Origin of the sequence: Paenibacillus sp. FSL H8-0537, assembly GCF_038051995.1 — a bacterium.
GTDB lineage: Bacteria > Bacillota > Bacilli > Paenibacillales > Paenibacillaceae > Pristimantibacillus.
On sequence record NZ_CP150290.1, the window covers coordinates 6,280,548 to 6,287,500 of the forward strand.

Below are 6,953 nucleotides of genomic sequence, written 5' to 3' on the forward strand. Positions count from 1 at the left end.
ATAGTTTCACTTATTAACTTACATCTTCCTTATGCAAAAAAGCGACCGCCTCATCAAGCTGCCCATCAATCGCAAGCGGCGAATACACCCACCATTTGTTGAAAGGAACAATATGCATCCTGCCACCGCGTACTGCCGCGAGATTCCGCCATCGTTCGGACATTTTCAACTGGTTAAACGTTTCTGGAGCCCCTTGATCCTTCGGATTAATCATGATTATGAGCCGATCAGCGTCGTATTTTGACAGATCATCATACGGCTTAGGCTCGGAAAAAATAAACGGCGCTCCCGCCTCCATATGCTGCTTCACAAGTGGATGGGGATTGAGGCCAAGTGTCCGAAAAAAAACATGTCCCATATTGCGGCTCCCCACTACTCTGAACGTATCACGCTCCATGACCAGCACAGCGCATGTCTCCATGCCGCCTATCTGACGCTCGATGCGTACCCTTGCTTGTTCCGCTTTAGCCAAATGCCGCTCCATCCATTCTCGTTCCTGTCTCCGCTTGCCTACAACTGCTGAAATTTGTCGCAGCTGCCCATAAACGTCCTGGGTATGCCAATCAATAGGAACCACCTCGGCCAACTGGCTAAGCTGCTCCTGCTCCTCAGAGCGCATATGCTCATAACCTAATATCAAGTCAGGCTTCATCGCGCGAACAGCCTCCATGTCACAGGGTTCCCATTTGAAAGGTGTCATGGCTCTTACATGATCACGCACATAATAATTTTCGAACAGATGGTAATCAGGTGCACCTACAGGCACATGACCAAGTGCCAGCAAATGCGACGTATAAAGAAGGCCAATAACCCTTGGTTCTCTCGTTTGCACATATACCCGAGGAGATACCCCCACATGCTGCTTAAACTTTCTGCTAAAATAAAATTCATCCTTAAAGCCAACATGACTGGCTACTGTGACCATATCATTCGAAGGCACCAGCAGCAGCTTCTTGGCCCGCTCCATACGCAGCTTGCCCAAATAATCCATCGGGCTTGCTCCCGTCAACTGCTTGAACATATGCGTATACTGACGTATGCCGACACCCGCTAAATCCGCGAGCTCCTGCAGGGTCATTTTACCTTTATAGTTTTCCTTCATATATAAAATCGTTTGCTCTACGACATGCTCCCCATCCTTAGAGTGGTTAGAGGCTGAAGCAGCCGCGGCAACTAAATAAATGCCCTCCTGCAGCAAAATATTGCGCTTAAATCGTACCATCCCGCTTACAGCCGTTCGTAAATCAAACAGAGAATCCAAAACGTCCATTAATGGTGCAAATGGCTTAATGAAGTGGGGGCGACCAGCGGCGAAGGAAAGCAGCTCTCTCCCATCCTCTTCATCGCCGGCAGAAGCTGCTTCAAATTCAAGCGAATAATACTGAAGCCGTCCATCCACTGCTCTAACGACCTCTATTGTTGTCTCGGGCTCGAACAGAACACATGTGCCTGGCTGAAGCTGTATAGGCTGCCCATGAAGCATCACCGTTGCCGTTCCTTGCATTATGGTCCATAACGTATGTAACTTAGCGTTCTGAGACAACGCTGGCATTCCTCCAGTAAATGAACCTTTGCTAATCTGAACCCAGCGGAGCTGCAAATCATCTATGTGTTCACCCTTATCCGCCATTTGCCCTTGTTCCCCTCCCATTATGATAACCATTCTCAGATATACTATCATTTTATTGTAGCGGAAAAATGCCCAAGCGTAAACGGCTGAAGCCGTCCTTTGGCGGCAAAGCTTCCGTTTCGCGTAGAAATATAGAGAAAGGATGGAAACACCATATCCTTTCCTATATATAAAAAAGCTTTCCTGTCGAATCAGGAAAGCTTCCTTGCCAGCACTTTGTTTATTTTTTGAATAGCTGCATCGTTTCATCCAGTAGAGCATCTGTTGAGAACAAAGTATAGGACCACCATTTTTCATGCGGCACGATATAAACTTTGCCATTTTTCACTGCGGAAAGACTTTTCCAAATGGCCGATTGCTGCATTTCTTCAAAAAATTGCTCGGAACCCGGCTGTGTAATGTCTACTTTGACGATCAATCGGTCGGCATCATACTCCGGCAATTTTTCAAGGGATAGCGAATCGGTATAAACAAAATAATCTTCGCTTTCATCTATTTGCTTCTGAATCGACGGCAGCGGTTTAAGCCCCAGCAAATCATAGAGGACATGTCCCATGTTGCGATTACCAGCTACCTGGAAGGAGTTTTTAAAAATCTGGATAGCAGCAACCGTCTCATCCGGCTCAACATACTGCTTGATTTCCTCCTTGTATTTCGCCGCTTTCTCTTCATGCTGCTTAATCCATTGCTCGGCCACTGCTTCTTTCCCTACAACGCCGGCTATGAATTTTAGCTGCTCATACAAATTTACTTCCCATGGATAAATGACTGTAGGTGCAATTTTGCTCAGCTGATCAACTACATCTGCTTCGACAAAGGAAGAAGCGATAATAAGATCTGGCTTTAATTCCAAAACAGACTCATAATTAATTGGATAATCTCCAGCAATAGTGATTTGATCTTTATAACTATTTAAATAGTAATCCGGTGTAATTTCATAATTCAAGCCGCCTATCGGCGTAATGCCTAGTGCCAGCAATGGTGTAGTAGCACTCACTGAAAAAATGCGCTGCGGATTAGCCGGAATTTCTTTCTCTCCATATGAATCAGTGACAACGCGTGTATTAGAAGTGCCCGCCTGCTCTTGCTCAGTCGTTGCAGTCGTCTGCTGTACTGGAGATGCTGTTGTTTTCGTACCTGAATTTGCTGCTGTTCCACAGCCTGCAAGAACGATCAGACACCCTATAAGCAGCGTAGCTAACCTAATCGTGTATTTCCTTGTTCCATTTACCACCGAACCCACCCTTTTCTGCTTCTTCATTGATAGTAATTCTCACTGCTATGCCATTATACACAATCAAACTAACTTGCAACATGGAAAATCAGGCGTATTTTACTGGATTAATTGGCGGATGGGTCTTGATAAAATGAACATCAAAAAACTCCTCTTATCATTTTCAGATAAAAGGAGTTGAGTTTAATTAAATGGTGCGCGTGGAGGGACTTGAACCCCCACGTCGTGAAACGCCAGATCCTAAGTCTGGTGCGTCTGCCAATTCCGCCACACGCGCATGGGTAAAGCTATAAGGAAAAATGGTGAGTCATGTAGGATTCGAACCTACGACACCCTGATTAAAAGTCAGGTGCTCTACCAGCTGAGCTAATGACTCATGAATGGCTGGGGATTCAGGGATCGAACCTGAGAATGACGGAGTCAAAGTCCGTTGCCTTACCGCTTGGCTAATCCCCAATAGATGGTGACCCGTAGGGGATTCGAACCCCTGTTACCTCCGTGAAAGGGAGGTGTCTTAACCCCTTGACCAACGGGCCTCACGTATAAAGCTGGAGCTCTCAACCGGGATCGAACCGGTGACCTCATCCTTACCATGGATGCACTCTACCTACTGAGCTATGAGAGCATATGGCTCCCCGAACAGGACTCGAACCTGTGACAACTCGATTAACAGTCGAGTGCTCTACCAACTGAGCTATCAGGGAATATTTCAGCTGTTCGTTGAATGACCTAATAAAAAAGGTTCAACGGTAAAGACGCTACGATTGAGTTGCGCCTTGAAAACTGGATGCGAAAGACAAAGTCTGAAACTTTAGCGTGTTGTTAGGATAAGCCCTCGACCGATTAGTATTCGTCAGCTGCACGCATTGCTGCGCTTCCACCCCGAACCTATCAACCTCGTCGTCTTCAAGGGGTCTTACTAAATTGGGAAATCTCATCTTGAGGGGGGCTTCGCGCTTAGATGCTTTCAGCGCTTATCCCGTCCGTACTTGGCTACCCAGCGGTGCTCCTGGCGGAACAACTGGTACACCAGCGGTACGTCCATCCCGGTCCTCTCGTACTAAGGACAGCTCCTCTCAAATTTCCTGCGCCCGCGACAGATAGGGACCGAACTGTCTCACGACGTTCTGAACCCAGCTCGCGTACCGCTTTAATGGGCGAACAGCCCAACCCTTGGGACCTACTTCAGCCCCAGGATGCGATGAGCCGACATCGAGGTGCCAAACCTCCCCGTCGATGTGGACTCTTGGGGGAGATAAGCCTGTTATCCCCAGGGTAGCTTTTATCCGTTGAGCGATGGCCCTTCCATTCGGTACCACCGGATCACTAAGCCCGACTTTCGTCCCTGCTCGACTTGTAGGTCTCGCAGTCAAGCTCCCTTATGCCTTTGCACTCTCCGAATGATTTCCAACCATTCTGAGGGAACCTTTGGGCGCCTCCGTTACATTTTAGGAGGCGACCGCCCCAGTCAAACTGTCCACCTGACACGGTCCCCGAACCAGTTTCATGGTCCTAGGTTAGAACTCCGATACGATCAGGGTGGTATCCCAACGTCGCCTTCACACAAGCTGGCGCTCATGCTTCAATGGCTCCCACCTATCCTGTACAGATCGTACCAAAGTTCAATATCAAGTTACAGTAAAGCTCCATGGGGTCTTTCCGTCTTGTCGCGGGTAACCTGCATCTTCACAGGTATTAAAATTTCACCGGATCTCTCGTTGAGACAGCGCCCAAGTCGTTACGCCATTCGTGCGGGTCAGAATTTACCTGACAAGGAATTTCGCTACCTTAGGACCGTTATAGTTACGGCCGCCGTTTACTGGGGCTTCGGTTCACAGCTTCGGATTGCTCCTAACCGCTCCCCTTAACCTTCCAGCACCGGGCAGGCGTCAGCCCGTATACTTCGCCTTACGGCTTCGCACAGACCTGTGTTTTTGCTAAACAGTCGCTTGGGCCTTTTCACTGCGACCCCCTCGGGCTATTCACCCTACCGAGGTACCCCTTCTCCCGAAGTTACGGGGTCATTTTGCCGAGTTCCTTAACGAGAGTTCTTCCGCGCGCCTTAGCATGCTCTGCTCGCCTACCTGTGTCGGTTTGCGGTACGGGCACCTTCACCTGGCTAGAGACTTTTCTCGGCAGCCGGAGTGCATGACCTTCGCTACTATAATTTTCGCTCCCCATCACAGCCCAGCCTTCACGATGAGCGGATTTGCCTACTCATCAGCCTCACTGCTTGGACGGACTATTCCATCAGTCCGCGTCACTGCCCTTCTGCGTCATCCCATTGCTCATAACGGTTTACGGTGGTACAGGAATTTGAACCTGTTGTCCTTCCACTACGCCTTTCGGCCTCGCGTTAGGTCCCGACTTACCCTGAGTGGACGAGCCTTCCTCAGGAACCCTTAGGCTTTCGGCGGACAAGATTCTCACTTGTCTTTTCGTTACTCATACCGGCATTCTCACTTGAATACAGTCCAGCACTCCTTACGGTATACCTTCAACCTATATTCAACGCTCCCCTACCCAAGTACCCTATAGGCACATGTCATAGCTTCGGTGGTGTGTTTAGCCCCGTTACATTTTCGGCGCAGAGTCACTCGACCAGTGAGCTATTACGCACTCTTTAAATGGTGGCTGCTTCTAAGCCAACATCCTGGTTGTCTTTGCAACTCCACATCCTTTCCCACTTAACACACACTTGGGGACCTTAGCTGATGATCTGGGCTGTTTCCCTCTTGACAATGGATCTTAGCACTCACTGTCTGACTCCCGAGAAGCACGTCTATGGCATTCGGAGTTTGACTAGACTTGGTAACCCTTGGCGGGCCCCGCACCCAATCAGTGCTCTACCTCCACGACGTTCATACCTCGAGGCTAGCCCTAAAGCTATTTCGGGGAGAACCAGCTATCTCCGAGTTCGATTGGAATTTCTCCGCTACCCCCACCTCATCCCCGCACTTTTCAACGTGCGTGGGTTCGGGCCTCCAGTGCGTGTTACCGCACCTTCACCCTGGACAGGGGTAGATCACACGGTTTCGGGTCTACGACCACGTACTTATTCGCCCTATTCAGACTCGCTTTCGCTGCGGCTCCGTCTTCCCGACTTAACCTTGCACGTGAACGTAACTCGCCGGTTCATTCTACAAAAGGCACGCCATCACCCATGAATAGGGCTCTGACTTTTTGTAAGCGCACGGTTTCAGGTTCTTTTTCACTCCGCTTCCGCGGTGCTTTTCACCTTTCCCTCACGGTACTGCTTCACTATCGGTCACTAGGGAGTATTTAGCCTTGGCAGATGGTCCTGCCGGATTCCGACGGGGTTTCTCGTGTCCCGCCGTACTCAGGATCCGTCTCGGAGAGTGTGCGCTTTTGGCTACAGGGCTTTTACCTCTTATAGCGGGCCTTTCCAGACCTCTTCGCCTAACACACACCTTTGTAACTCCATGTGAGACGTCCTACAACCCCAAGGAGCAAGCTCCTTGGTTTGGGCTAATCCGCGTTCGCTCGCCGCTACTGACGGAATCACTTTTGTTTTCTCTTCCTCAGGGTACTTAGATGTTTCAGTTCCCCTGGTATGCCTCACTCTGACCTATGTATTCAGTCAGAAGTAACTGTCCATTACGACAGCTGGGTTTCCCCATTCGGAAATCCCCGGATCAAAGCCTGCTTACGGCTCCCCGAGGCAGTATCGTTGTTCGCCACGTCCTTCTTCGGCTCCTAGTGCCTAGGCATCCTCCGTGCGCTCTTATTAGCTTAACCAAATGCTCCAGTATGCTCGATGTGCTGGCCGTTGTCCGTTTCACCTTGATCCTACAGTTGCCTGCCGATCAAAAGTTTACACTTCCAAAAGTCCATCCCATTCGACCATACTTTCGCTTGCAGTTAGAACAAAGGGCAAGAGCAAACCGAAGTTCGTTCCTTACTTTGCCTTCCTGCGATATTTCTCGCTAAAGGATGTTTCGTTCTTTGCTTTCGCTATCCAGTTTTCAAGGTGCAAGTTTTGTTGAACCTCTTCTGCCTATAAACATCAGAAAAGACACAACGATTTTCTTTTTTGGTGGAGCCAAGCGGGATCGAACCGCTGACCTC

The 6,953-nt window shown here is 49.2% G+C and carries 2 protein-coding genes, 7 tRNA genes and 1 rRNA gene (1 of these 10 only partly in view); all 10 read right to left on the bottom strand.

Annotated features, from left to right (window positions below; translation table 11 throughout):
* Positions 1-13 precede the first annotated feature (13 nt).
* On the bottom strand, positions 14-1,651 hold the full coding sequence (locus MHB80_RS26510; RefSeq protein ID WP_341279764.1) for a helix-turn-helix domain-containing protein: 1,638 nt from the start codon (positions 1,649-1,651) through the stop codon (positions 14-16).
* 199 nt (positions 1,652-1,850) lie between these two features.
* A complete protein-coding gene (locus MHB80_RS26515; RefSeq protein WP_341279765.1) occupies positions 1,851-2,891 on the bottom strand; it encodes an ABC transporter substrate-binding protein in 1,041 nt (346 codons plus the stop codon).
* A gap of 165 nt (positions 2,892-3,056) precedes the next feature.
* Positions 3,057-3,141, bottom strand: a tRNA-Leu gene (locus tag MHB80_RS26520).
* A 23-nt stretch (positions 3,142-3,164) separates the two neighbouring features.
* A tRNA-Lys gene (locus tag MHB80_RS26525) sits at positions 3,165-3,240 on the bottom strand.
* 5 nt (positions 3,241-3,245) lie between these two features.
* Positions 3,246-3,320, bottom strand: a tRNA-Gln gene (locus MHB80_RS26530).
* Positions 3,321-3,325: 5 nt separating this feature from the next.
* Positions 3,326-3,400: transfer RNA gene (locus MHB80_RS26535), tRNA-Glu, on the bottom strand.
* Between the two features lie 13 nt (positions 3,401-3,413).
* Positions 3,414-3,489 (bottom strand) — tRNA-Thr (locus MHB80_RS26540).
* A 3-nt stretch (positions 3,490-3,492) separates the two neighbouring features.
* Positions 3,493-3,568, bottom strand: a tRNA-Asn gene (locus tag MHB80_RS26545).
* A 119-nt stretch (positions 3,569-3,687) separates the two neighbouring features.
* Positions 3,688-6,623 (bottom strand): 23S ribosomal RNA (locus MHB80_RS26550).
* Positions 6,624-6,919: 296 nt separating this feature from the next.
* Positions 6,920-6,953, bottom strand: a tRNA-Ala gene (locus tag MHB80_RS26555); it runs 42 nt beyond the window's last position.